The sequence below is a fragment of the Thalassovita mediterranea genome, assembly GCF_001458435.1.
GTDB classification, from domain to species: domain Bacteria; phylum Pseudomonadota; class Alphaproteobacteria; order Rhodobacterales; family Rhodobacteraceae; genus Thalassobius; species Thalassobius mediterraneus.
Genome location: NZ_CYSF01000012.1, coordinates 1 through 24086, shown reverse-complemented (window position 1 = coordinate 24086; position 24086 = coordinate 1). Strand labels below are relative to the sequence as shown.

21 protein-coding genes, 2 tRNA genes and 2 rRNA genes are annotated in these 24086 nt (G+C 56.5%); 7 read left to right on the top strand and 18 right to left on the bottom strand.

Annotated elements, in window-relative coordinates; genetic code table 11:
* Nucleotides 1–114: 114 nt before the first annotated feature.
* Nucleotides 115–4653 carry a glutamate synthase large subunit gene (gene gltB, locus TM5383_RS11285; protein WP_058319149.1) on the bottom strand — a complete coding sequence of 1513 codons (4539 nt, stop codon included), beginning with the start codon at nt 4651–4653 and terminating at the stop codon, nt 115–117.
* A gap of 132 nt (nt 4654–4785) precedes the next feature.
* Entirely contained in the window at nt 4786–6225 is a 1440-nt protein-coding gene (locus TM5383_RS11280; RefSeq protein ID WP_058319148.1) for an NAD(P)-dependent oxidoreductase, read from the bottom strand.
* A gap of 224 nt (nt 6226–6449) precedes the next feature.
* Here TM5383_RS11280 and TM5383_RS11275 point away from each other — a divergent pair, with 224 nt between their 5' ends.
* Nucleotides 6450–7256: an undecaprenyl-diphosphate phosphatase gene (locus TM5383_RS11275; RefSeq protein ID WP_058319147.1), complete on the top strand. Its 807-nt coding sequence runs from the start codon at nt 6450–6452 to the stop codon at nt 7254–7256.
* A gap of 16 nt (nt 7257–7272) precedes the next feature.
* On the opposite strand, the gene TM5383_RS11270 is transcribed toward TM5383_RS11275, so the two are convergent.
* Both TM5383_RS11270 and TM5383_RS11265 read right to left on the bottom strand, forming a co-directional pair.
* Nucleotides 7273–7824: a DUF120 domain-containing protein gene (locus TM5383_RS11270; RefSeq protein ID WP_058319146.1), complete on the bottom strand. Its 552-nt coding sequence runs from the start codon at nt 7822–7824 to the stop codon at nt 7273–7275.
* Nucleotides 7825–8053: 229 nt separating this feature from the next.
* Nucleotides 8054–9031 carry a complex I NDUFA9 subunit family protein gene (locus tag TM5383_RS11265; protein WP_058319145.1) on the bottom strand — a complete coding sequence of 326 codons (978 nt, stop codon included), beginning with the start codon at nt 9029–9031 and terminating at the stop codon, nt 8054–8056.
* Between the two features lie 148 nt (nt 9032–9179).
* Between TM5383_RS11265 and TM5383_RS11260 the strand changes: the two genes are divergently transcribed.
* Nucleotides 9180–9266: transfer RNA gene (locus TM5383_RS11260), tRNA-Leu, on the top strand.
* A 215-nt stretch (nt 9267–9481) separates the two neighbouring features.
* Here TM5383_RS11260 and TM5383_RS11255 read toward each other — a convergent pair.
* From TM5383_RS11255 to TM5383_RS11220, 8 genes are all read right to left on the bottom strand, one after another.
* Nucleotides 9482–9793 (bottom strand): GIY-YIG nuclease family protein, encoded by a 312-nt coding sequence (locus TM5383_RS11255; RefSeq protein ID WP_058319144.1) that lies wholly within the window; start codon nt 9791–9793, stop codon nt 9482–9484.
* 79 nt (nt 9794–9872) lie between these two features.
* Nucleotides 9873–10067, bottom strand: a complete 195-nt coding sequence (locus tag TM5383_RS17000; RefSeq protein ID WP_159438582.1) for a hypothetical protein — start codon at nt 10065–10067, stop codon at nt 9873–9875.
* 41 nt (nt 10068–10108) lie between these two features.
* Entirely contained in the window at nt 10109–10549 is a 441-nt protein-coding gene (locus tag TM5383_RS11250; RefSeq protein ID WP_058319143.1) for a hypothetical protein, read from the bottom strand.
* Nucleotides 10542–10763, bottom strand: coding sequence for a hypothetical protein (locus TM5383_RS11245; RefSeq protein WP_058319142.1), 222 nt, complete (start codon nt 10761–10763; stop codon nt 10542–10544). The genes TM5383_RS11250 and TM5383_RS11245 overlap by 8 nt, the downstream gene beginning before the upstream one ends.
* A gap of 170 nt (nt 10764–10933) precedes the next feature.
* Entirely contained in the window at nt 10934–11452 is a 519-nt protein-coding gene (locus tag TM5383_RS11240) for a hypothetical protein (protein WP_058319141.1), read from the bottom strand.
* Nucleotides 11453–11668: 216 nt separating this feature from the next.
* A complete protein-coding gene (locus TM5383_RS11230) occupies nt 11669–11851 on the bottom strand; it encodes a helix-turn-helix transcriptional regulator (RefSeq protein WP_058319139.1) in 183 nt (60 codons plus the stop codon).
* A 99-nt stretch (nt 11852–11950) separates the two neighbouring features.
* Nucleotides 11951–12556 carry a hypothetical protein gene (locus TM5383_RS11225; protein WP_058319138.1) on the bottom strand — a complete coding sequence of 202 codons (606 nt, stop codon included), beginning with the start codon at nt 12554–12556 and terminating at the stop codon, nt 11951–11953.
* Nucleotides 12556–13749, bottom strand: coding sequence for a tyrosine-type recombinase/integrase (locus tag TM5383_RS11220; RefSeq protein WP_076400283.1), 1194 nt, complete (start codon nt 13747–13749; stop codon nt 12556–12558). The genes TM5383_RS11225 and TM5383_RS11220 overlap by 1 nt, the downstream gene beginning before the upstream one ends.
* 319 nt (nt 13750–14068) lie before the next feature.
* Here TM5383_RS11220 and speB point away from each other — a divergent pair, with 319 nt between their 5' ends.
* Nucleotides 14069–15013: an agmatinase gene (gene speB, locus TM5383_RS11215; protein WP_143570325.1), complete on the top strand. Its 945-nt coding sequence runs from the start codon at nt 14069–14071 to the stop codon at nt 15011–15013.
* Here the strand turns inward: speB and TM5383_RS11210 are convergent.
* Nucleotides 15010–15444 (bottom strand): hypothetical protein, encoded by a 435-nt coding sequence (locus TM5383_RS11210; RefSeq protein WP_156415730.1) that lies wholly within the window; start codon nt 15442–15444, stop codon nt 15010–15012. The genes speB and TM5383_RS11210 overlap by 4 nt on opposite strands.
* Nucleotides 15445–15694: 250 nt before the next feature.
* Complete coding sequence (locus TM5383_RS11205; protein WP_058319134.1) at nt 15695–16264, bottom strand: hypothetical protein; 570 nt, start codon at nt 16262–16264, stop codon at nt 15695–15697.
* Nucleotides 16265–16479: 215 nt separating this feature from the next.
* Between TM5383_RS11205 and TM5383_RS11200 the strand changes: the two genes are divergently transcribed.
* Together TM5383_RS11200 and TM5383_RS11195 are read left to right on the top strand one after the other, a co-directional pair.
* Entirely contained in the window at nt 16480–17433 is a 954-nt protein-coding gene (locus TM5383_RS11200) for a carbohydrate kinase family protein (protein WP_231725140.1), read from the top strand.
* A 127-nt stretch (nt 17434–17560) separates the two neighbouring features.
* Nucleotides 17561–18955, top strand: coding sequence for a DUF3179 domain-containing (seleno)protein (locus TM5383_RS11195; protein WP_058319132.1), 1395 nt, complete (start codon nt 17561–17563; stop codon nt 18953–18955).
* Between the two features lie 16 nt (nt 18956–18971).
* Here the strand turns inward: TM5383_RS11195 and TM5383_RS11190 are convergent, their stop codons facing one another.
* Nucleotides 18972–19826, bottom strand: a complete 855-nt coding sequence (locus TM5383_RS11190; RefSeq protein WP_058319131.1) for a LysR family transcriptional regulator — start codon at nt 19824–19826, stop codon at nt 18972–18974.
* Between the two features lie 104 nt (nt 19827–19930).
* On the opposite strand from TM5383_RS11190, the gene tmpA reads away from it, so the two are divergent.
* Both tmpA and tmpB read left to right on the top strand, forming a co-directional pair.
* Nucleotides 19931–21070: a 2-trimethylaminoethylphosphonate dioxygenase gene (tmpA, locus tag TM5383_RS11185; protein ID WP_058319130.1), complete on the top strand. Its 1140-nt coding sequence runs from the start codon at nt 19931–19933 to the stop codon at nt 21068–21070.
* Nucleotides 21067–21669 (top strand): (R)-1-hydroxy-2-trimethylaminoethylphosphonate oxygenase, encoded by a 603-nt coding sequence (gene tmpB, locus TM5383_RS11180; RefSeq protein ID WP_058319129.1) that lies wholly within the window; start codon nt 21067–21069, stop codon nt 21667–21669. Before tmpA ends, tmpB begins: the two co-directional genes overlap by 4 nt.
* A 121-nt stretch (nt 21670–21790) precedes the next feature.
* Here the strand turns inward: tmpB and TM5383_RS11175 are convergent.
* The 3 genes from TM5383_RS11175 to TM5383_RS11165 form a co-directional block, all read right to left on the bottom strand.
* Nucleotides 21791–21867 (bottom strand) — tRNA-Met (locus TM5383_RS11175).
* A 64-nt stretch (nt 21868–21931) separates the two neighbouring features.
* A 5S ribosomal RNA gene (rrf, locus tag TM5383_RS11170) occupies nt 21932–22046 on the bottom strand.
* Between the two features lie 105 nt (nt 22047–22151).
* A 23S ribosomal RNA gene (locus tag TM5383_RS11165) occupies nt 22152–24086 on the bottom strand; the annotation flags it as partial.

Below are 24086 nucleotides of genomic sequence, written 5' to 3'. Positions count from 1 at the left end.
GGCAATCCTGAACCTTTGAGCGGGGGCTGTTTAGCGCTCCGCACAAAAAGAAAAGCCGAGGCACTTGGCCCCGGCTTTCCGATTTTCAGATGATCAAACCGTCCCTCTGACGGATCACTCCGCAGGGACCGCCTGATCCTCAACACTCAAGGGATGCGGAATGTGCACCAGCATCTCTTTCGGGCAGACTTGGGTGAAGTTTTTCACCTCAGTGTCCCAGTGTTGCAGGATGCGGGCGGCCTTTTGGCTGCCGGTCTCTGCCAGATGGCGTTCGATCAGGCCTTTCAGCTGATCTTCCCAATGAGCCACGGTCACGGGGCAGGTCACCAGCGTTTCCATGTTCATCAACTCATCAACCTTGCCCTCTGGGTCATAGAGGTAGGCCATACCGCCGGTCATACCCGCACCGAAGTTGGCGCCGATCGAGCCGAGGATAACCGCCACACCACCGGTCATGTATTCACAACCGTTGGAGCCACAGCCCTCAATCACCACTTTCGCACCCGAGTTACGGACTGCGAAACGCTCACCGGCGCGGCCAGCCGCGAACAGATAGCCGTCAGTCGCACCGTACAGAACGGTGTTGCCGATGATGGTGTTGTCAGCCGCAACCAGCGGGCTGGCCATCGGGGGACGTACCACAATGGTGCCGCCCGACAGGCCCTTGCCGACGTAGTCGTTGGCGTCGCCGGACACTTCCAGTTTCAGACCCGGCGCGGCAAAGGCGCCCAGCGCCTGACCGGCGGAGCCGGTCAGTTTGACCGTCAGGTGATCCTCTTGCAGCGCGTTGCGCATGCCGAAGTTCTTGACGATGTGACTAGAGGTGCGGGTGCCCACGGTACGGTGCGTGTTCTGCACCGCGTAGGACAGCTGCATCTTTTCGCCATCCTCAAGGAAACGGCGGGCGTCGCGCACAATTTCGGCGTCCAGCGTGTCAGGAACCGCGTTGCGCTCCTTGTCACGGTTGTAGACGATCTCATGCGCGCCATCGACGGTGATCAACAGCGGGTTCAGGTCAAGGTCATCCAGATGGGCCGAGCCACGGCTTACCTGGCTCAAGAGGTCCGCGCGACCGATCACCTCGTCGATGCTGCGTGCACCGATGGAGGCGAGGATTTCACGAACTTCCTGCGCGTAGAAGGTGATCAGGTTCACCACCTTGTCAGCATTGCCGGTGAACTTGCCACGCAGCGCCTCATCCTGGGTACAGACGCCCACCGGACAGGTGTTCGACTGACACTGACGGACCATGATACAGCCCATCGCGATCAGCGCGGCGGTGCCGATGCCGTATTCTTCGGCACCCATCATGGCGGCGATCACGATGTCACGACCGGTCCGCAGACCACCGTCGGTCCGCAGGGTCACGCGATCACGCAGGTTGTTCATTGCCAGAACCTGGTGCGCCTCGGTCAGGCCCATTTCCCACGGCAGACCAGCATATTTGATCGAGGTTGCAGGCGATGCACCGGTACCACCGTTGTGACCGGAAATCAGGATCACATCCGCCTCTGCCTTGGCAACACCGGCGGCGATGGTGCCAACACCGGAGGCGGCCACCAGCTTCACCGTCACCTTACAGCGCGGGTTGATCTGCTTCAGGTCATAGATCAGCTGCGCCAGATCCTCGATCGAGTAGATGTCGTGGTGCGGCGGCGGCGAAATCAGGGTCACACCCTTGGTCGAGTGACGCAGGCGCGCGATCAGATCGGTCACTTTCATGCCCGGCAGCTGGCCGCCCTCACCCGGTTTTGCACCTTGGGCCACCTTGATCTCCAGCTCCTCACACTGGTTCAGGTATTCAGCGGTCACACCGAAACGGCCCGAAGCCACCTGTTTGATCTTGGCCGACGGGTTGTCACCGTTGGGTTCCGGAACGAAGTGTGCGGGATCTTCGCCACCTTCACCGGAATCCGACTTGGCGCCGATACGGTTCATCGCGACGTTCAGGGTTTTGTGTGCCTCGGGGCTCAGCGCGCCCAGCGACATGCCCGGCGTGACGAAGCGTTTGCGGATCGCGGTGATGCTTTCCACCTCTTCGATCGGGATCGCGGTGCCCAGCGGTTTGAATGCCAAGAGGTCACGCAGGTGGATCGGCGGCATCGACTGCATTTTGGCCGAATACTGTTTCCACAGCTCGAACGAGGCACGGTTACAGGCGGTTTGCAGGATGTGCATCGACTGCGCTTCCCAGGCGTGGGTCTCGCCCGATTTACGCGCCTTGTAGAAACCGCCGATCGGCAGAACGTCACGGCCACCGCCCCAACCTTGGGCGTGGACCTCTTCGACCTTCTTCTGGATGCCCGACACACCGATGCCGGAGATACGGCTAGTCATACCGGGGAAGAATTCGGCACACATGGCGCGGGACAGACCCACCGCCTCGAAGTTCAGACCACCACGGTAGGACGAGATGACCGAAATACCCATCTTGGCCATGATCTTCAGCAGACCTTGGTCGATCGCGTCACGGTAGCGCGCAACCGCTTCGGTCAGGGTGCAATCCAGCAGGTCGCGTTCAATGCGGTCTGCCAGCGAATCTTCGGCCAGATAGGCGTTCACAACGGTGGCACCACAGCCAATCAGCACGGCGAAGTAATGCGGATCCACACATTCAGCGGAACGCACGTTCAGCGAACAGAAGGTGCGCAGGCCCTTGCGGGTCAGGTGGCTGTGCACCGCGCTGGTGGCCAGAATCATCGGCATAGCCACACGATCCTCACCCTGATGCTGATCGGTCAGAACGATGTGACCCGCGCCAGAGCGCACGGCATCCTCTGCCTCGGCACGGATACGTTCCAGTTCAACGCGCAGCGCGGTTTCACCAGCACCGGCGGGGAAGGTACAGTCAATCTCGACCAGATCAGCCTTGAATTGACGTACCAGCTCATCCCACTGGGCGTTGCCGACGAACGGGCTTTCCAGAACCAGAATTTCAGTCTGGGCGCTGCTTTCGTCCAGCACGTTCTTCAGGTTGCCAAAGCGCGTCTTCAGCGACATCACGCGATATTCACGCAGAGAGTCGATCGGCGGGTTGGTCACCTGAGAGAAGTTCTGACGGAAGAAGTGGCTCAGCGGGCGATATTTGTTCGACAGAACCGCCGACGGGGTGTCGTCACCCATCGAGGCCAGCGCCTCTTTGCCATCCTCGGCCATCGGGGCCAGAATCTGCTCAAGCTCTTCGATGCTGTAGCCAGCTGCGATCTGACGCTTGCGCAGTTCAGAACCGGTGAACATCGGCTGTTCGGTCAGACCGGACAGTGCGGCCTCCAAATCGGTGATCTTGCCAACCCATTCACCGAACGGTTGTGCGGCGGCCAATTTGTCCTTCATTTCGGTATCGTGGTAGAGTTTGCCCTCTTCCATATCCACCGCCAGCAGCTGACCCGGACCCAGTGCGCCTTTTTCTTTGACGCTGGATTCGTCGGTCGGGACCATGCCCGCCTCGGAGCCCGCGATCAGCAGATCGTCACCAGTCACAACATAGCGCATCGGGCGCAGACCGTTACGGTCCAGACCGGCACAAACCCAACGACCATCGGTCATCGCCAGCGCGGCAGGGCCGTCCCACGGTTCCATCACCGAGTTGCAGTAGGAATACATGTCACGCCATGCCTGCGGCAGTTCCTTGGCCTGTTTCGACCAGGATTCAGGCACCAGCATGGTTTTCGCCATCGGCGCGTTACGGCCGGCACGGACCAGAACCTCAAACACCGAATCCAGCGCCGCCGAGTCGGACGAGCCGGCAGGAATGATCGGTTTGATATCTTCAGCCAGATCACCAAAGGCCCCCGAGGCCATGCGGATCTCATGGCTCTTCATCCAATTGACGTTGCCTTTCAGCGTGTTGATCTCACCGTTGTGAGCCAACATGCGGAACGGCTGGGCCAGCCACCATTCGGGGAAGGTGTTGGTGGAATAACGCTGGTGATAGATCGCAAAGGCGCTTTCAAAGCGCTCGTCTTTCAGGTCGGGATAGAAATCCGCAACCTGTTCGGCCAGCATCATGCCCTTGTAGATGATCGAACGGCAGGACAGCGAACACAGGTACATGCCATTGATGCCCGCAGCCGTCGCAGCCTTTTCGATGCGGCGACGGATCACGTACAGCTCGCGCTCGAACTCTTCTTCGGTGATGTCCTTGGCGTTGGAAATCAGGATCTGCTCAATCTCGGGACGGGTGGCGTTTGCCTTGTCACCCAAGCAGGACACATCTACCGGCACGTGACGCCAGCCGTAGATGTAGTGGCCCATGCGCAGCACTTCGGTTTCAACGATGGTCCGGCACTTTTCCTGCGCGCCAAAATCGGTACGGGGCAGGAACACCTGACCAACCGCAATCAGGCGGTTTTCGTGCGGAATGTGACCCGTACGTTTGATCTGGTCATAGAAGAAGGGAACTGGGATCTGCACGTGAATGCCTGCGCCATCACCGGTTTTGCCGTCCGCGTCCACAGCACCACGGTGCCAGATCGCCTTCAGCGCAGTGATGCCGGATTCAACAACTTTGCGGCTGGGTTTACCATCCAGCGATACCACCAGACCCACACCACAGGAGGAATGTTCCTCCTCGACGGAATACATGCCGTTTTCGGCCAGCCACTGGCGCTTTGCTTCCTCGGCTGCGGCCCAGTTCGCGTCAAATTTGGTCATATCAGCTCTCCTTAATCGAGGCAGTGATCTTCTCGGCGCTGCGTCAGGCGGAATGTCCACGCCCTGCGTTCAGTGCCGTATCTTTGCGGGGATGGGCGGCGTCGGGCCGCCCAGAATTTCTACAGTTGGGGCTTATTCTGCCGCGACGCTTTGAGCGTCGTTCAGATACTCCAGGATCGCCTCGGCGCTGTCGCGGCCGTCCTTGATCGCCCAGACCACCAGCGAAGCACCGCGCACGATGTCGCCAACGGCATACACACCATCCAGAGCGGTCTTGCCGGTCTTGAACTCGGCCTTGATGGTGCCCCAACGGGTCACTTCCAGACCGTCGGTGTTCCAAAGCTTGGGCAGATCTTCAGGCTCAAAGCCCAGCGCCTTGATCACCAGATCGGCGTCTTCGACGTAATCTGCGCCTTCGATCACCTCAGGGGCCTGACGACCCGACGCATCCGGCGCGCCCAGACGCATTTTCTGAACCATCACACCGCTGACATTGCCATCGGTTTCGGTGAAACCTTTGGGCGCCGCCAGCCAGACGAATTCCACACCTTCTTCCTCGGCGTTCTGAACCTCGCGCTGGGACCCGGGCATGTTGGCACGGTCACGACGGTAGAGACATTTGACCGAGGTTGCGCCCTGACGCACAGCGGTACGCACACAGTCCATCGCGGTGTCACCACCACCGATAACCACAACCTTTTTACCAGCAGCGTTCAGCGAGCCATCTGCGTATTCGGCCACTTCGTCACCGAAGCTGAGCTTGTTCGATACGGTCAGGTAATCAATCGCACGTTCAATGCCGGTCGCGGTCGAACCAGGGCCGGACAGATCGCGGGTTTTGTAAACACCGGTAGCGATCATAACCGCGTCATGCTTGCCACGGATCGCATCAAACGAGATGTCTTCGCCCACGTTGCAGTTCAGCACAAATTCAACGCCGGATTTTTCCAGCTGTTCAACGCGGCGCATCACCACGTCTTTTTCCAGTTTGAAACCGGGGATACCATAGGTCAGCAGGCCGCCCGCACGGTCATAGCGGTCATAAATCGTTACCTGAACGCCCTGACGACGCAGAATATCCGCTGCCGCCATGCCACCGGGGCCAGCGCCGATGATGCCAACCGACTGGTCACGCTCAACCGTCGGTACGATCGGTTTCACCCAGCCGTTTTCCCACGCGGTGTCGGTGATGTACTTCTCGACCGAGCCGATAGTGACAGTGCCATGGCCCGACTGTTCGATCACACAGTTGCCTTCGCACAGACGGTCCTGCGGACAGATACGGCCACAGATTTCCGGGAAGGAGTTTGTAGCCTGAGAGATCTGATAAGCCTCTTCCAGACGGCCGGTGGCGGTCATGTTCAGCCAGTCGGGAATGTTGTTGTGCAGCGGGCAATGCGCCTGACAGTAGGGCACGCCACACTGGCTGCACCGGCTGGCCTGCTCTTCGGCCTTGGCGGTCGCATATTCCGCGTAGATCTCATTGAAGTCTTTGTTACGCTCATCCGCCTGCCGTTTTACCGGCATGTCACGATCAACGGTCACAAATTTCAGCATCGGTTGCTTGGCCACGGCGCTGCCTTTCTGAACAAAACATTAGTCCAGCGCCTTTTAAGACAGCATCGAATTAAAGAAAAGTCATAAAAGCTGACCTAAGTTGCGGATTTTTTCGCCGCACAGCAGAAATATCGCCGCCAAGCGATGATTTTTAAGTCCGAGTCGGACCTTTATTAATTCTTCTGATGAAAACTCAATAAGTTATACACAAGACAATTCAGCATCTGAGAAAATCCACAATGTCTATTCTTCACCTAACTATTTTGGCCCTAATTCAGGGCATTACCGAATTTCTACCGATTTCATCCTCTGGCCACCTGATTCTACTACCGAATCTTTCAGGCCTGCAGGACCAAGGCCAGATCATTGATGTCGCTGCCCACGTTGGCACGTTGGGCGCAGTCGTCCTGTATTTTTGGCGCGATGTGCGGATCGGCCTCAGCGGCATCCCCCGTATGCTCACCGGTCGCATCGACACCGAAGGAAGCAAGCTGGCATTCCTTCTGCTGATCGCGACTGTTCCGGTGATCCTGTTTGGACTGTTTCTGGCCATGTCTGGACTAAACGACCACATGCGGTCGATCACCGTGATCGGCTGGACGATGCTGGGTTTTGGTCTGCTTCTTTACTGGACTGACCAACGTGGCTCCGCCGAGAAGACCACAGGCGACTGGACCTGGCGTGATGCACTGTGGATGGGGATCGCGCAAATGTTGGCGCTGATCCCCGGGACATCGCGATCAGGCATCACCATCACCGCCGGTCGCTGGCTAGGCTACGATCGACAGGACGCTGCCAAGCTGGCCATGCTGATGTCGATCCCGACAATCATCGCATCAGGCAGCCTGCTGGGCGTCAAAGCAGCCGGAGAAGCAAACATGAACGCACTGCGCGATGGCGCAATCGTCGCCGGCCTATCCTTTATCGCAGCCCTGCTGGCACTGACGTTAATGATGCGACTGCTGCGATCCGTCAGCTTCACCCCCTATGTGATTTATCGGGTGCTTTTGGGTATCGCGCTGTTGTGGATCGGCTATACGGCCTGATCCACGACCGCACATTCTAGCGAAAGCCACGAATAACATATTTCAGAATAGACAAGACAACCCCGCGGCGGATCGGTTTTTGGGTCGCCCCCAAATCTGCCGCCAAGGTTCGAAATCGCCAGTAGTACCAATCCCGTTGGTATGCCCAATGTCCGCGCCCCTGCCACAAAAGCCGCCAGGCCGCCTGCCGTCTTCGCGACAACGGCACGATATCACGTTTAGACAAGACAATATCGACAGTATCCCCATCGGTCAGGTCAAACGCATCACGCAATTTTACCGGCGATAGTATCTCCGCTACATGCAAGGGAGCGTTCGCATAGCGATAAACCCAAACAGACATCCCCTGAAGGTGCGCCTGCCAAAGCAGACGTCCGCTATCGCCAGTTGAAACCGCTGTGTCCCTGTTGAGGAGGACAGGTTCAGCCAAGACAAGGTTCAATGAACCAAGAAACAGCTCCTCTCCCGTCGCTTGCCGAAAATCATTGTATTCGGCTGCAACATGGTCGCGGGCAATGCCACGCCCCGACACCACGGACGCATTGTAACTGACCAAGCGATCTGACACCAAGCGACGCCTTCATTAAATGGCTAGGAAATAACGGAATTTGGTAGATCCACCTTCTGCCCATACGGGCAGCAAATCATCCCTACAATTGATAGGTATGCCTAACACACCACTGGGATACCACAACCGTCCCAATAACCCGATCCCCCGTAATCAGCCGTGCGGCATACGAAAAAGGCGCCGGGGAATATCCCGACGCCCAAGTCATGAAATCAGTATCGACTGTGGATCAGCCGTGACGCAGGTTCTTGGCCGATTCCTTGATCGCCAGATACTGCCCCGACGGACGGAACCGCCACAGGTAATCGGGCAGGACAGCCTCCATCGCGACGGGGGAGATATCCAGATCTGTGAAGCCTTTAGCGCCTTCGGACACCACATTGTCCTGACGCAGCAGTTTCACCTGATCCGCAGTGATCGGCCCCTTGACCAGACCGAAGCTCAGCTTTTTCACCAGATCAAACGACCAGCCCATCAGCGAGCCCGCAAAAAACGGCAGATTCACCACCAGCTTGCGGCGGCGGATCACGGTCAACATATCCTTCATCAGGGTTTTCATGCTGTGTGCATCAGGACCGCCCAGCTCGTAGATGCCCGCAGGCGCCTTGCCCTCCACACCCAGAACTGCGGCGCGGGCGACATCATCAACATAGACCGGCTGGAACACGGTGTTGCCCCCCACCAGCGGCAGGACCGGACCGAACATGCCCGCAAAGCGGTTAAAGAAATCGTCTTCTGGCCCAAAAATGATCGACGGGCGCAGGATCACCGCAGACGGGAAGGCCGCCTGAACCGCTGCCTCGCCGGCACCCTTGGTACGGGCATAGGCGCTCTTGCTGGTGGCGTCAGCGCCAATGGCCGACAGATGAACAAAGGTTTCGACGCCTTGGTCCGCAGCGATCCGGGCGACGCGACCAGCACCTTCGGCCTGCACAGAATCAAAGCCGTTTTTGCCTGCCTCTGCCAGAATACCCACACAGTTCACTACCGCGTCCGAACCAGTCATGACCGAGGCAACCGATGCCTCATCGCGGATGTTGCACAGCACGGGTTCGACCTGACCAGGGGTGCCGTAAGGCTTTACGTGCATTGCCTCATTCGGGCGACGCACTGCAACGCGCACGCGCCAGCCCTCTTTCGCCAAACGGCGCGCGATGTAGCGGCCGACGAATCCAGATCCGCCAAAAATGGTCACGAGTTTCGACATACTACAGGCTCCGGCTAAGAAAAATTTGCTGCAGTTTTCTAACGCTTACAGGGGTTTTTCACAAGGAGATTGCCTGCGGCAAAAAAAACTTCAAAAATCGCGTTGACACCCCCCCGCACTAACCTTAGAACGCCCCTCACCAACCCGTGCCCAGATGGCGGAATTGGTAGACGCGCTAGCTTCAGGTGCTAGTGTCCGTATGGACGTGGAGGTTCGAGTCCTCTTCTGGGCACCATAAATCCAGCCTAATCATTTGTTTTTTTTGATAAATGGCGGATTGTATGGTTTCTTATCCCCCTAATTATCCCCCTTTGCGCTGTTGGTGAACCACTGATTTAGCCGTCTGTGCTAGAATGTTATTTAGGGGTGTATGCAATACGCCTCCCCACGCAGGTCACTGGTTGGCTCAATGAGGGAAACAGCCACCCTCTAAAAGGTGCAGGTTATTTTTTAACCCCTAAACTTGGGCGTCTGGTTGTAACCCCGCTCAGGATTGTTAGCCCCAAGCTCGACTATTAGATCCATCTCGCGTTTGGAAACTTCGGTCTTATCCTCGCACTCAAAGATGATTTCCTTGCGAAGGGTGAAGTCTGCAAGCTCGTCTTTGGTAAAGTCCTTTCCAACGATTTCACGGTTCCATGACCCGAAATACCGGATTGAGTGGCCCCCTACGCCGATGTCTTTGCCTACGTAAATTTTGCCATTCGGAAACGTTAGTTTGTAAACGACATACTTGAACTTTCGTTCCGGATAAAAGCTCACGTGACAACCTCTTTGATTCGCTACGTTCAAAGTTAAGTCTGCATTTCATCCAAGAGAAGCCAAGCGATTTGGATGAAAATCAATGCGATTTTTCTGGTAGTATATCCTTCGCCCGTCCGTACCGATTGATACGTTCGTTAAACTCCACTTCAGTTTCGTCGCTTGTGCGTTCGAAAGACTGCCTAGAATACATACCAAAAGCGGAAACAGCTTCTTGGGTTTCCGGACAGATACCAACAATAAAGATTTCAGTCGGGCGTTCACTTGCTGACATTGGGGCCTTTGCAGCAAGCTTATCTAGTCGATGTCTAAACGTCATTTAAGCGCCTCCGCTTCCAGCGCTGCTATGCGCTGTTCAATTTCTGTTGTTTCCAAGGTCCGCCGGTAGTTCTCAATCAAGGCCATAACGTGTGCGCCTTCGGTTGGCGTCAATTCGCCCAGCGCAACGCCTTGCAACACCGTGCCAGCGGCCTTTGCTGCATCCTGTGCACATTGCATTGCCGGAAGGTCAAAAGTGACGGGCGCGTCTTTGCGTGGCGGGGCGATACGCTCAAGACATAGCCTCAGAGCCGTTGTGTCGCCGTTTAGGGCCAGTTCGACTGCTTTACGCGATAGGGCGTCGGCCTCACCATCAAGCAACGCCAGCGCTGCCTTAGTGGCTTTGTGGCGCGCTCCTAGGGGGCGTCCGGGGTTTCCCGTTGTGAATCGGCCAGCTTCATCGCGGCCCGTTTTGGGGCGGTTGTTTCGGTCAGCCATGACGCCTCCGTTTATTGATTGGTCGAGTGATAGCCACCACACCCAGAATGCCCGCGCCTAAGTCGATGGCGCTATCCAGCACCACTTGCCAAGGCCAACCCGCAATCGGCAGATCCGCAAAGCCCTCTTTGGTGGCCCAGAGCATCAGGACGCCCAGCGCAATGCGTGGCGAAAAGAGGCCCAGAAACGTGCCCAAACCAAAGTGTGCAAACAAGAGCGTCACCCACTGCCAAAGCGACTGTGAAGGGGCGCAGTAGTCTGGAACCAAGAAAGGCCAGCACCAACTTGGCAGTGCGGAAAGCCAATTTGGTAGAGCGCATTTGGTGGCGTCTATCCAACTGTCATAGAACGCACTGCCTATGGCTATATCTATATATGTCCCAATCATTGTGACGCGACTTTTTGATTTTGCGCGCTGGGCGTCCCAATTTCTATGACAGTTCCTGCCTGTTGAGCCGCGTTATCGGGTTTAGTGTCCTGTTTTTTGTGACGCGGTGTCCCGTTTTTTGCGCGGGGATTTTGTTTTTCCTTCCATCGCATAAAGCTCTTAGTTGCGGGCTTTCCATCAGGCGTTGGAAGTTCTTCCAACCGCCATTTTGATGCCCTCCCAATGCCAGAAGATCCAAGGTGTGGTGGAGTGCTTAGGGAAATGAATCCGCGCTCTTGTAGCACTTTCAACCATGGACCAATCGAGTCTTTGTCAGCATTCAAAGCTTCTCCAGCGACACGGTGGCTAAGATAGATCTCCCCATTGTTCGATCCGTTAAAGCGCCGTTTCAATTCGATGTAGAGCGCCCTTGGCGCTGGGCGCATGGTTGCCCATGCCTCCGTCGCTTGAAGCCACTCTGGAAGCTGTACGTGCCGCCCAGTGCCTTTCTTGTGATATTTGTATGGCTTGCTCATTCCGCACCGCCTTTCACGACTTGGGCGCGCAAGATGTAACGGCCATAAGTTCCCGCGAAAGCGCCGCCATCAGGGTGGATCTGATACAGCCCAGCGCGCTTTGCGCAGCGCTTTGGTTGTGATACTTTGGGGATGCCCGCCGCATTCGCATAGCGGTTATCCTGCCCCGGTTGCACTTGCCCGTGCGCCGGGGTTTTCATTTGCCCGCCGCCCATATCAAGCGGCCTCTTCGCGCAGGCTTTGAAGGTGTGCGTCCAGTTCGTTTTCTGGCCAATATAGGCGTCCGCCAAGTTTGATTGGCTGGGGCAAACGGCCCGCTTCGAGGTCATTATAGATTGCGCTTCGGCTTCGATTGCCAAGCTTGGCGCGCAGTTCGGTCAAAGTTAGAAAGCGTTGCATTTAATGCACCATCCTTTTTGATTTCAGATGATGCAAAGTTGTCCGAATCGGCTTCTCGGTGCATGGCTCTGCAATTGGAACGATTACGGCCCCACAAGGTCAAGACCGGGGGATGCCGGGTTTCACTTGCTTCTTCATCGCCTGCCACACTCTTTTGACGCCGTGAAAAGTGGTGGGTTCTTTGCCCAATTGTACCAGAGCATCCGCAACAGCATCGCACGCGCTGACGGGTGCACTCGCGTCATTACGGGTCGCCTTTATGCCTCGTTGTGTCAGTGCATGAATAGCCATGTAAATGGCAAGGTGCAGCCCTTCCGCGCTATGCGTTCCTGCGCTGCCATGCGGCCTTTCAATCTCGCCACGAAGAAAAAGACCCAGCCATTGCCTCGCTTCAGCTGGGATTGCGTTGCCCCGCTCTACGGCGTTTGCCAGACCGAGTTGCAGGGCATCCCATCCGTCACGGTCAGCATTCGCCCAGTCTACTAAATCATCAGGTCGCTTGCGCAACATCGCAGCTCCTAAGACTTCGTTATTCATCGCCTTCCAGTCACAAGGATCAGCTAGGCTTTTGCCAGCCACAAGCCCTTGTCCATTGCCCGCCATCCAGCTTTCGAGAAAGCGCCGCGCCATTGTGACGGCTTCGGGATAAGTGGGCTGTGTCGCGGTTGTCGCAAGTGTGTCCCCGTCCTTTTTGCCTTTGTCCATCACACTCCCCCCGCCAACTTCACTACTTGCCCAGCGCCGCCGGTTACATAATCTGCCCAGCGCTCACTTAGCTTGGCACGTTGTTCAAGAAAGTCAGTGCGCCGGTAGGCCCGCACCACGCCGCTATCCACCGTATGCCCTAGCATCGTTTCAGCGACTTCGTGCGGGGCGTCCGTGGCTTCTGCTAGCCATGTGCGCAAGCTCGTGCGAAAGCCATGGGGGCGCGCTTCTAGTCCACGCCGCTCCATGTGCCGTGAAAGCGTCATGTCGCTAATCACGCCCTTTTGGCTGTTCGGAAACAGAAAGCCGTTTCGGACGTGTGGTTTCGCCAGATCAATCACGCGCTGGGCCTCGATTGAAAGCGGCACGCGAAAATCAGGTGTCTGCCCTTTACGGCCTTTCATGCTTTCGCCGGGAATGGTCCAAACATCACCTTCAATCTGTTCAAGTCGGATCAGCCGTAATGGTTTTGAGCGGACACCGGTCAGGATAAGAAGGCGCATGGCTAGGTGCGTTGGTGTCGGCTCTTCCAGACTTGCGTAGAAGCTTGGCACATCGGCCCAAGCCATCGCAGGAATGTTCTTTGGTACATGCCGCGACTTGCCCAGAAGTGCCTTCGCCTTGTCGGTGGCTTGCAGATCCACATCTAAGCCCAGCGCCGCCGCGTGTTTCATCACGATTGATAGTCGGTTCATGGCTTTGCGTGCGGTGTCGGCCTTCGTGTGCCAGATAGGGGCCAGCGTGTCCCGAATGTCTCGTTGGTCCAGATCCGTCACCGGCACGCGGCCAAGCTTTGGCAAAACGTGAATGTTCAAAGGAGAAAGCCACCGCCCAGCCGTGCCATCGCCTTTCAGTTCGGCTTTGCGTGCTTCAAAGGCGTCTGCCGTGATAATGGCCAATGAAATATCTTCGCGCCGTGCAGCCCGCTCTTCGGCTTCGCGTTCCTTAATCGGGTCACGGCCACCTGCCGCCACTTCTCGCCAGCGCTGGGCGACTTTGCGGGCTTCAGCCAAGCCCAATGTTGGATAACCACCCAAGCCCATTTCCCGTCGCCTGCCGTGAACGGTAACGCGCAACACCCACTGCGCTCCACCATCATCGCGCTTTATCAGCCAAAGCCCAGCGCCATCGCAGTGCTTTCCAGTTGGTGCGCCTTTTACAAAGGATGCCGAAAGCCTGTTTTGTGCCCGCATTATATATCCACCTAAATATCCACCCTAAGGTAGTGGATGCCCCCGGACAGAACAAGACGCTACAGGACAGTATTTGCCGTACTATTAGGGGGATATTAGGGTGAATTGATCATAGAAAGTTATGCAAAAACAATGTGTTGGTGCTTCTTCTGGGCACCATAAAAAACCGGCTGATCGCCCTTGAGTTCAAGGTTTCGACAGCCGGTTTTTTTGCGTCTAAATTTCCACTGAATTCGCACGCTGGGTTAGAAAACCCCTATCTTTCATGGGGATACTTCGTTCTTAATGGCTGAAACAGGCTGTGCAGATGAGGTGTCAGATGTTCAATCAACCCCTTGGTGGAAATGAAATGCCGCGCTTTGGCGGGCCGTCGACATTCATGCGGCTGCCTGCGCAGGACACGGCGGTGGGGCTGGATGCCGCCTTTGTGGGAATTCCGATGGATATCGGTGCCAGCAACCGCCCCGGCACCCGCTTTGGCCCGCGTCAGATTCGCAGCGAAAGCGCAATGATCCGCCCCTACAATATGTGGACCCGCGCAGCCCCCTTTGACGCGCTCAACGTAGCCGATATCGGGGACGTTGCGATCAATACCTTTGATCTGAAAGACGCCGTGCGCCGGATCACCGAATTTTACGACGACATGCTGCAGCATCCGGTGGTGCCCCTGACCATGGGCGGCGATCACACACTGTCCTTGCCGGTGCTGCGCGCAATTGCCAAGAAACACGGGCCGGTGGCGTTGATCCACGTCGATGCCCATGCCGACATCAACGAACACATGTTTGGTGAGGAGATCGCCCACGGCACCCCCTTCCGCCGCGCGTATGAAGAGGGGCTAATCGATGCACAAAACACCTTTCAGATCGGGCTGCGCGGCACGGGCTATGGACCGGATGATTTCGACACAGCGCGTAACTGGGGATTTACCGTCATTCAGGCCGAAGAGCTGTGGCACAAATCCGCCGCGCCACTGATGGAACAGGTGCGGACGCAGATCGGGGACCGGCCTGTTTACCTGAGTTTCGACATCGACAGTATGGATCCCGCCTTTGCCCCCGGTACAGGGACCGTAGAAATGGGCGGCCTTACCACGATCCAAGCGTTGGAAATTGTGCGCGGGTGTCAGGGTCTAAATCTAGTGGGCTGCGATCTGGTAGAGGTGTCGCCGCCCTATGATCCGTCTGGCAATACCGCGATGATCGCAGCGAACCTGCTCTATGAAATGCTGTGTGTACTGCCCGGTGTGTCAGCTGCGTGTTAGGTCAGCCCTAGCTCGTAAAGTGTATAGTCCAGCATTTCCAACGCAACCAAAAGCGCCGCGGGCTCTTGCCCCTCAACCAGCAGCATAGACTTCACATAGGCGCGTGATCGTTTGCCACGTCGCAGATTATGAAAAGCCGAAATGAACAACCGCTCTTCGGGGGTGATGCGGTTGCGGCAACAACTGCAGCCATCTTTGCGATAATTGAACGCAGTACTGCGCAGGCGGCGCATCGCATCGACGGCCTCTAGGGTTGCGTTCAACACTGGTTCAGCCAAACCACAGCCGTAAAATTCCGTTGCCGCCGCGCGTGCCGCCGTCCAGCTTGCCGGGCGGCCATTGCTGACCGCTTCGAACAGTCGACGGCATAGGGCGAGTAGCGCCAATTCCGTACCATCAAACCCATAGGCGCGCAGATCCGTATCGCGCACACCGCTGCTTTGTCTGTGAATGTGTTGATTGTTGCCTGTATGGTCTGCCAATTGATCACTCCGCCTGAGGGGGCGAACGTGAACCGAACGCCCGATATATCGCTGTTCGGGTTTTCCCGCTGCACAGCGTTCACCTGGCCGGATCGCTTGGCTGGATATTTCTTAGTAAAACAGTCACCTTAATGCAAGCACCCATTGCACACAAAAAAACCGGGCATCTGCCCGGCTCCTGCTTGAGTGATAAAGCAACTTATTCTTTGTTGCGGTTGTTTTCGATCGCGGCTTCGACACACATCTTCAGGCGGCCCTGTGTCATCGGCAGGCACATCGAGGCATCAGAGATCGGGCTGCGGTCCTTGGTCATGTCATCGGCCATGAACGCGGTGGAGAACATCACAACCGGCAGGTTGGAAAAAGCGAACCGCAGGCTCAACAGGTCGGTCACCAGATGATCCAGGGGCATCAGGCCATCCCGCATAATGAACAACAGATCCCATTCGCGCGGCGCTTCGCGCAGCATGCGCTCTGCTTCGCCCAGGGTACTAACCGGCATCACATTGGCGCCCAGGGTGATCGACATCTGTTCAACGTCACAATTCGCCTTGGCGCTGACACACAGGACCTTTTTACCCAACAGCGGGGCAGGGCCAATGCTTTGGCGCTGACGATAAATCGAACGAGAAAGCGAGTCACGTTTCACGGGCGCCTCCGCTGCGGACTGCGCAGATTGGTTGGTGTTGGCTTTCTGGCCAAAACCACGACGCCGCGGAGTCGAGACATTGTATGCGGTTTGATCGGCGATATCTTGAAACAATCCCACTGCTGCATCCCTCCGCTGGTGTCCGTTGCGCCACTGCTGTCCTCCAAAAGAACGCCAGAACTGCTCTACTTTTTAGCGGGTGCATCCGAAAAAGTTTCTCAATGGGATGTATAAGTCGGAATCCTTAGTAGAATTGGAATGCCCAATACGCAATGGCCAGCACCTAGCGATAAGACAACTGTGCAGCCCTACCGCATCGGGCTAAGGTGCATTTCATGAGAATTAAGAGGTGCGACATGATCCTTTGTGCGGGCGAAGCCCTGATCGACATGATCCCAGAACCCACCATTGGCGGGGCCAGTGGCTATGTTCCCCATGCCGGCGGTGCGGTCTACAACACGGCGATCGGTCTGGGACGTCTGGGCGCCGATACCGCGCTGTTGTCGGGGATTTCTCGCGATGGTTTTGGGGATCTTCTGTTGCAAGGGCTGGCAGACAGTAACGTCAGTACAGGCCATGTTTGCAGATATGATGAACTCACAACGCTGGCGATGGTACAGCTTCGCGACGGGCAGGCAACCTACCGTTTTTATGATGAAAACTCCGCCGGGCAGGCGGTGCGTTTGGAACATATCGCACCTTTGCCTGATGCGGTTAAGGCACTGTTTATCGGCGGCATCAGTTTGATTGATGGGCCAGCTGCAGCGACTTACACGGATCTCGCACAGCGTGAGGCGCCACAGCGTGTCATTATGATGGATCCCAATATTCGCCCAACGCTGATCCAAGAACCCGAGGTGTATCGCAACCGCTTGGCTGCCCTACTGGCAGTGGCCGACATCGTAAAATTGTCAGACGAAGATCTGGATTGGCTGGCCCCCGATGCCAAGGGGCTGGAAAACCAGATTTCTGCCGTACTGGCGCAGGGGCCCCAGCTCATCCTGTTGACCCTTGGGTCGGATGGCGCACGTGCATATCACCAAAACGGCGCGCAGGCCGAAACCTCGGCGCCAAGCGTCACGGTGGTGGATACCGTCGGGGCAGGTGACACGTTCAACGCTGGCGCATTGGCGCATCTGCAAAAACAGGGTGCGCTGACACGGCAGGACATAGCAGACCTGACAGCGACAGACCTGCACGCCCTTCTTAGCTATGCCAGCCGTGTCGCGGCGGTGACTGTCACGCGCCAGGGCGCAAATCCCCCTTGGGCACACGAACTAACCAGTTAAGCGCCAATGGCCTGACGCCCGTCTCACCAAGAGATGAGGCAATGTGATTGGTGCCGCTGCATCTGCCGCGACAGACTAAACGCTGAGTAATGCCCATGACCTGCCGCGTTATCAGAGGGATCTACACATGCGCCAAATCACCCGTCCTGCCTTGCTTGCCGCCCTTGCCGGGCTGACACTAGCCCCGATCAGCGCCTGTGCGCAGGACTACGGCACCAAAAGCACCGCCGCCGTTAGCGCCGAAATGCCCGCACATGTGATCGACCAATTCGGCGCAGCCCCAGAAGTCCCCACTGGCCCCTTAACAGAAGATGTGGCGGCGGCCGTTCAGTTGGCCTTTGTCGAGAGTGTCGAGCGTGGGCAATGGGGCCCCGAACATAACGCCGCACTGGAGGTGATCAGCAATTCGGGCGATCCACGTCTGGCGTGGGTGATTTCAGACATGCTGCGCTTTATCACCAATCGCCAGCTCAGCGATGCCTTGGCCGATGCAGGGGCCACGCTGCTGAACCGTCCACGTATCACCCAAAACGCATGGGGCAATGTCACCGATCCACTGATCGCATGGGACATTCCTGAACCGCCGAATTATCTTGATATCAAGCGACGGATCTACACCACAATCATCCCCGGCTGGGATCGCATTTTCGTCGAGGGCAACATTGACTGGCGGCATGTCTCCTGGGGCGGCGTGTTGATTGATGACCGGCCGTTTGACACCACAGATGACGCCTGCAACTGCATCCCCGCCGCCGACAATCCCCCCGTGACCAGCGCGGCAGAGGCCGATTGGGTGGATGATGACGATGTGGTCTTTGGCGTGGTCATTAACGGGGAGGCCCGCGCCTATCCCCGCCAGATCATGGAAGTGCGTGAAATGGTCAACGATACACTGGGTGGGCGTGATCTGGCGTTGCCCTACTGCACGCTTTGTGGTGCGGCACAGGCGTATTTCACCGATCAGCTGCCCGCAGGTATTGAACGGCCTGTGATGCGTACATCTGGCCTGCTGAGCCGATCCAACAAGGTCATGTATGACCTGACCACCTATTCGATCTTTGACACATTCCGCGGCAACGCACTGACCGGGCCGCATGGCAAACGTGGGCTGGTGCTGGATCAGGCGACCGTCATCACATCGGACTGGGCCAGCTGGAAGGCCGCCTATCCAGACACCACCGTTCTGGCCGAACGTCTGGCGCTAGGGCGCGACCCTGATTTCCGCAACAACCGTGATGCCAATGGCCCGATCTTCCCCGTTGGCGATGTAGACCCGCGCCTGCCGGTGCAGGAGGATGTGATTGGTGTGCTGACCGCCGCTGGCCCCGTTGCATTCCCACGCGCAATAGCAATGGCTGCGCTGCAACAAGGGCAATCCGTCGAATATAAAGGCGTACAGCTATCCCGGTCAGCGGGTGGTCTAGTTGCATCAGATGCAACTGGAACAGCCATTGCCAGCCACGAAGCCTTCTGGTTCGCATGGTCGCAGTTCTACCCTGAAACCAGCCTATGGACCCCATGATCGGCAATGGTTGGCTTTACGGCGCTGTCAGCACATCACACAGCGCCTGCCATTGCCGTCGCCCGATCGCGCTGCGGGTGGCGACCAGCCAATAGGTTTCATTGTGATCATAGATATCACCGCCCAACTGAACGAGTGATCCGTCGGTCAGCTCAGACGCGCATAATGGCAAAGACGCCAGTGCGACTCCCTGCCCTGCACGTGCAGCCGCAACAGCACCATTCATCGTATCCATGCGTATCTGGGGGATCGGCGTCAAAGGAATACCGAACCGCGCTGCATAATGGTCCCAATCAGGTCTGGGGCCAGTGCATCCGATCCGCGGCAACTGTTCCCAGCCTGCCGCCACCAGATGCGGTGCGCCAACCGGCGCCAGTTGCTCTTTGAAGAGTGGGATCTGATAGTCGTGGGACCAATCGTCTGCACCGTAGCGGATTTGCACAGTATTGTCTGTCGTCGCCTCTTGGCCGCCTAATGTATAAGACTGAATAGAAAACTCGGCATTGGTTGCATCGCAAAGCTGCGACATCCGCGGCGCCAGCCACATAGCGATCACCGACTGACTGGCAGACAAGGTCAAACGGCTGCGACCGCTAGCAAACAACATTTCGGAACTGTCGCTTAGCCCTGACAGCGCCCGTTGCACATGTGGCAACCAGGTTTCCCCCTCGACTGTAAGCGCAATGGTGCGGGGCTGGCGAATGAACAGCTGCGCGCCCAAGTGCTTTTCCAAATTCGCAATGCGCTGGCTGACCGCTGGCTGTGTGAGTCCGGTCTCCTGCGCCGCTGCAGTAAAGCTGCCCAGACGGGCCGTCGCCTCGAACGCGCGAACCCATTCCAATGGGGGCAGGGTATAAGACGATTCACTCATAAGTAATTCAGCCTCTTAGGTGGGGTATTTCTAATTTGAGGCTATGGCATGTTTTCGTGAAACGTAAGGGCAATGTTTGTGCGAACAGCGATAAGGAAAACCCAATGCACGTAACAATCGCCACCGACGGCGCCTATTTAACACTGCACCAGAATGATAGGGCGACGCGCTACCACGCGATCTGGCTGCGTGACAATTCACCAGATCCCGAAACCCGCGCCGCCGGAAATGGACAGCGGCTGATCGCCCTGCGTGACATCCCCGTCGATACGCATATTGCAGCCGCATCCATCAATGATGGTACGCTTCAGGTGACATTTGCGCCTGAAAACAAAACGGTCACCTTTCAGCTCGGCTGGCTCGCGGAACATGCCTATGACGCACCGAAACGGAACGGCCAGGGCTGGCTATCAGAGAATGTCGCAACTTGGGACGCCAACCTGCAAACCGATGTGCCGGTAGCGCAATTTAGCGCGCTGGCCCAACGCGGGGCGGATTTCGCAAATTGGATCGAACAGGTGACCCGTTACGGGTTCGGAAAAATTGAAGGCGGGCCAGTCGAAAGCGGCGCCCTGTTCAAGGTTGTAGATCTGTTCGGCTTCGTTCGGGAAACAAATTATGGGCGCCATTTCGAAGTGCGAACCGAAGTAAATCCAACCAACCTCGCCTTTACCGGCCTAGGCCTGCAAGCGCACACAGACAATCCCTACCGTGATCCCGTGCCCTCAATCCAAGTTCTGTATTGCCTCGAAAGCTCCGCCGCTGGCGGCGAAAATATGGTGGTTGACGGCTTTGCCTGCGTACATCGCCTGCAGCTGGAAAACCCTGAGTATTTCAACGTTTTGGCCCGCCACTGCGCTCAATTCGAGTATGCTGGCGAAGACGGGGTTTGCCTTACCTCGCGCCGCCCGATGATCGAGCTGGCGCCTGATGGCGAATTGATCGGCGTTCGGTTCAACAACAGATCACTTTCAGCGGCAACTGACATTCCCTTCGACCAAATGGACCTGTGGTACGCGGCATATAGACGGTTGGGCGAAATCATTGATGATCCCGAAATGGAAGTCACCTTCCGTCTGGAACCGGGTGAGGCCTTTGTTGTCGACAACACCCGTGTTCTGCATGCCCGCAAGGCCTATTCCGGCACAGGAACACGCTGGCTACAGGGCTGTTACGCCGACAAAGATGGCCTGCGTTCTACCCGTGACGCCCTGCGTCGTTTGGGACAGGAGGCTGCAGAATGAGCCAACAGATCGACACGCTGACAGCAGAGACAATCGTTGAATTCCTTGCCTCGATCTTTGAACGCCGCGGCGCCGAAGAGTACCTCGGCGAACCTGTCACCATGGGTGAACACATGTTGCAAGGCGCGACAATCGCCGAACGAAATGGACAATCAGATGAAATCATCGTCGGCGCATTGCTACACGACATAGGACATTTCACCTCGGAATTTGGCACTTTCACCATGGACGATACAGAAGACCGTCACCACGAGGACGCAGGCGCGGAAGTACTGGAAAGGTTCTTCCCTAGCGTCGTCACCGATTGTTGCCGTTACCACGTAGCAGCCAAACGATACCTCTGCGCAACCAAGCCTAGCTACTTCGAACGGTTGTCCGAAGCATCTATTCATTCACTCAATCTGCAGGGGGGCCCTATGAGCCCAGAAGAGGTTTCAGAATTCGAACAAAACCCAAACCTGAAAGAAATCATCGCGGTTCGCTATCTCGATGAAGCCGGCAAAATTGCGGGTATGGAAACGCCAGATTTCCGTCATTTCGCACCGTGCGTCCAACGCTTGGTCGACGCTCATTCAGCACAAAAACCTAGCGCGATCTAAAACATCGAACACCAAACAGCACGTTTTGCATCAAATTAGGTGCAAAACGTGCTTTATCGCTCGGTGTTTCTAACACCTGAAACGCAAAAAGCACCCGATAGGGTGCCTTGCGTTAGTAAGTTGGTTGCGGGGGCAGGATTTGAACCTGCGACCTTCAGGTTATGAGCCTGACGAGCTACCGGGCTGCTCCACCCCGCGCCAGTGTCACCGTAGTGACGAATGCGCTTTTCATCGTTTTTGAGAGATTGTTGTTGTTTATTAGGTTTGGCGGTGACCTACTCTCCCACGTCTTAAGACGCAGTACCATTGGCGCTTCGGTGCTTAACTTCCGAGTTCGGGATGGGATCGGGTGTTTCACTCGTGCTATGACCACCAAACCGAATAAGCAACAACGGGCTTTTGTTAGCCCTTATCAACGTGTTGTCTAAGCCGAGTACACTTTGGTGTATGCTTTTGATTTATCAGTCTTACTTTTACTGGATCAAATCAAGCCTATCGGACCATTAGTACCAGTCAACTGAATGCGTTACCGCACTTACATCTCTGGCCTATCGACGTGGTGGTCTACCACGGTCCTCAGGGATACCTTGTTTTGAGGGGGGCTTCCCGCTTAGATGCCTTCAGCGGTTATCCTTTCCGTTCATAGCTACCCAGCACTACCGTTGGCACGATAACTGGTCCACCAGTGGAACGTTCACCCCGGTCCTCTCGTACTAGGGGCAACTCCTCTCAAGTATCCTACACCCACGGCAGATAGGGACCGAACTGTCTCACGACGTTCTAAACCCAGCTCACGTACCTCTTTAAATGGCGAACAGCCATACCCTTGGGACCTGCTCCAGCCCCAGGATGAGATGAGCCGACATCGAGGTGCCAAACACTGCCGTCGATATGGACTCTTGGGCAGTATCAGCCTGTTATCCCCGGCGTACCTTTTATCCGTTGAGCGATGGCCCTTCCACGCGGGACCACCGGATCACTATGGCCGTCTTTCGACTCTGCTCGACTTGTCAGTCTCGCAGTCAGGCTGGCTTCTGCCATTGCACTCAACGAGCGATTTCCGACCGCTCTGAGCCAACCTTCGCGCGCCTCCGTTACTCTTTAGGAGGCGACCGCCCCAGTCAAACTACCCGCCACGCAGGGTCCCGGATCCGGATAACGGACCGCGGTTAGACATCAAGCAGAATAAGGGTGGTATCTCAAGGGAGGCTCCACTGGGACTGGCGTCCCAGTTTCAAAGCCCACCACCTATCCTGCACATATTGTGCCTGATGCCAGTGCGAAGCTGTAGTAAAGGTGCACGGGGTCTTTCCGTCTAACCGCGGGAAGCCTGCATCTTGACAGGCAATTCAATTTCGCTGAGTCGATGTTGGAGACAGCGGGGAAGTCGTTACGCCATTCGTGCAGGTCGGAACTTACCCGACAAGGAATTTCGCTACCTTAGGACCGTTATAGTTACGGCCGCCGTTTACCGGGGCTTCAATTCGACGCTCTCACATCTCCTTTTAACCTTCCGGCACCGGGCAGGCGTCAGACCCTATACGTCGTCTTGCGACTTCGCAGAGCCCTGTGTTTTTAGTAAACAGTCGCCACCCCCTGGTTTGTGCCCCCAGCCACTAGTTGCCTAGAAACTGGGCCTCCTTCTCGCGAACTTACGGAGGTATTTTGCCGAGTTCCTTCAACATCGTTCTCTCAAGCGCCTTGGTATACTCTACCAGTCCACCTGTGTCGGTTTAGGGTACGGTCTTAAAGAGGGGCTATTTCCAGGGACCACTCAGCAGCCCAGACAATCCGTTAAGCCTGAACTACCTCTGTGATCCGTCACCACCTCACGGCCTAGGAATATTAACCTAGTTCCCATCGACTACGCCTTTCGGCCTCGCCTTAGGGGCCGGCTTACCCTGCTCAGATTAGCTTTAAGCAGGAACCCTTGGACTTTCGGCGACAGGGTCTCTCACCCTGTTTGTCGCTACTCATGTCATCATTCTCGCTAGTGATCTCTCCACCGGATGGCTCACGCCCCGGCTTCACAGAAAGCTCCTTGCGTCTAAGACCTTCGATGACGAAGGTTAAAGACGCATGGAACTATGTCACACTACGCTCTGCTACCATGCACTATGTGCATCCTCAGCTTCGGCTCATGGCTTGAGCCCCGTTACATCTTCGCCGCAGGACAACTTATTTAGACCAGTGAGCTGTTACGCTATCTTTAAAGGATGGCTGCTTCTAAGCCAACCTCCTGGTTGTTTTGGTCGTCCCACCTGCTTTCCCACTTAGCCATGAATTAGGGGCCTTAGCTGGAGGTCAGGGTTGTTTCCCTCTCCACTACGGACGTTAGCATCCGCAGTGTGTCTGCCATCTAGTACTCCCGGGTATTCGGAGTTTGGTTAGGATCAGTAAGCCTGTGGGGCCCCATT

Bases quoted from the DNA above. Each gene is read 5' to 3' on its own strand.
- tmpA (WP_058319130.1), top strand. From the start codon at position 19,931: ATGCACGTAACAATCGCCACCGACGGCGCCTATTTAACACTGCACCAG.
- speB (WP_143570325.1), top strand. From the start codon at position 14,069: ATGTTCAATCAACCCCTTGGTGGAAATGAAATGCCGCGCTTTGGCGGG.
- TM5383_RS11250 (WP_058319143.1), bottom strand. From the start codon at position 10,549: ATGGCTGACCGAAACAACCGCCCCAAAACGGGCCGCGATGAAGCTGGC.
- TM5383_RS17000 (WP_159438582.1), bottom strand. From the start codon at position 10,067: ATGTCAGCAAGTGAACGCCCGACTGAAATCTTTATTGTTGGTATCTGT.
- TM5383_RS11200 (WP_231725140.1), top strand. From the start codon at position 16,480: ATGAGAATTAAGAGGTGCGACATGATCCTTTGTGCGGGCGAAGCCCTG.
- TM5383_RS11195 (WP_058319132.1), top strand. From the start codon at position 17,561: ATGCGCCAAATCACCCGTCCTGCCTTGCTTGCCGCCCTTGCCGGGCTG.
- TM5383_RS11225 (WP_058319138.1), bottom strand. From the start codon at position 12,556: ATGGACAAAGGCAAAAAGGACGGGGACACACTTGCGACAACCGCGACA.
- TM5383_RS11220 (WP_076400283.1), bottom strand. From the start codon at position 13,749: ATGCGGGCACAAAACAGGCTTTCGGCATCCTTTGTAAAAGGCGCACCA.
- TM5383_RS11240 (WP_058319141.1), bottom strand. From the start codon at position 11,452: ATGAGCAAGCCATACAAATATCACAAGAAAGGCACTGGGCGGCACGTA.
- TM5383_RS11230 (WP_058319139.1), bottom strand. From the start codon at position 11,851: ATGCAACGCTTTCTAACTTTGACCGAACTGCGCGCCAAGCTTGGCAAT.
- TM5383_RS11190 (WP_058319131.1), bottom strand. From the start codon at position 19,826: ATGAGTGAATCGTCTTATACCCTGCCCCCATTGGAATGGGTTCGCGCG.
- tmpB (WP_058319129.1), top strand. From the start codon at position 21,067: ATGAGCCAACAGATCGACACGCTGACAGCAGAGACAATCGTTGAATTC.
- TM5383_RS11275 (WP_058319147.1), top strand. From the start codon at position 6,450: ATGTCTATTCTTCACCTAACTATTTTGGCCCTAATTCAGGGCATTACC.
- TM5383_RS11265 (WP_058319145.1), bottom strand. From the start codon at position 9,031: ATGTCGAAACTCGTGACCATTTTTGGCGGATCTGGATTCGTCGGCCGC.
- gltB (WP_058319149.1), bottom strand. From the start codon at position 4,653: ATGACCAAATTTGACGCGAACTGGGCCGCAGCCGAGGAAGCAAAGCGC.